Raw genomic sequence first — 764 nt, forward strand, 5'->3', positions numbered from 1 at the left:
CAGAAGTACCTTTTGTGAAGTACCGGACGATTGAACTATTCACTTGTCAAGGAACATATGGAAGATTTCTGGACTTTGACGGACGAAAAACATCCTTCTACTTGGTAGCCGATGAAAAAGGCCATTTCGTAGCATTGCAAGCAATTTTGTAAACAAAACGTCATAATAGTCCGAGAATGGTCTTGAAAAAGATGCCCTACACTTGGTAGGCATCGAGAACGCCTGTTTCGTAGCATTGGTGAGAAACTTGTAATTGAATTGTAATTCTTGAGACCAAATCTCCGCTTTTGAAAAAATCCTCTCAATAGGTAGGCAACGAAAACAGCCCAAAGACAACCATCTTTTTGAGAATTAACAAAAAGGTCACAAATGACCGGCTTTCAAAGAGGCGCTTCTACTATTAACAGAAAAAGTGGCCTAAAATGGGGGGTGTTGGAGAAAATTTCTGCCTTAAAAGTACGCCTCTACTCACTAGCCAGCGAGAATAGCCAAAAGCCAGCAAAAAACAAATGAATTATGTACTTCTGCCACTGATTGCAACGGCATATCGGTGACAGAAAGATCGTTTAGAGCGATTCTTCGCGGTTTGGGGTGGTAGAAATCGTTTTGTAGTTGGACTTTTTCTGCTGAAGCTGCTCCAGCTGTTTCAGCACTGATTTCTTCTCCGGGGTCTTGCCGCCCGGTGCGGAAAGCTGCTGCTTATTCAGCACCATGTCGATATACTTGCGGATATTTTTCAGGGCGGAGATGTCCGGCTGCAAGGT

1 pseudogene is annotated in these 764 nt (G+C 43.3%); it reads right to left on the reverse strand.

Annotation, left to right across the window (positions count from 1 at the left end):
- Window positions 1–566 precede the first annotated feature (566 nt).
- Window positions 567–764 (reverse strand): annotated as a pseudogene (locus tag DXB44_RS14945) (conjugal transfer protein); the annotation flags it as partial.

The sequence above is a fragment of the Faecalibacterium sp. OM04-11BH genome (assembly GCF_003482185.1).
Lineage (GTDB): Bacteria > Bacillota > Clostridia > Oscillospirales > Ruminococcaceae > Faecalibacterium > Faecalibacterium tardum.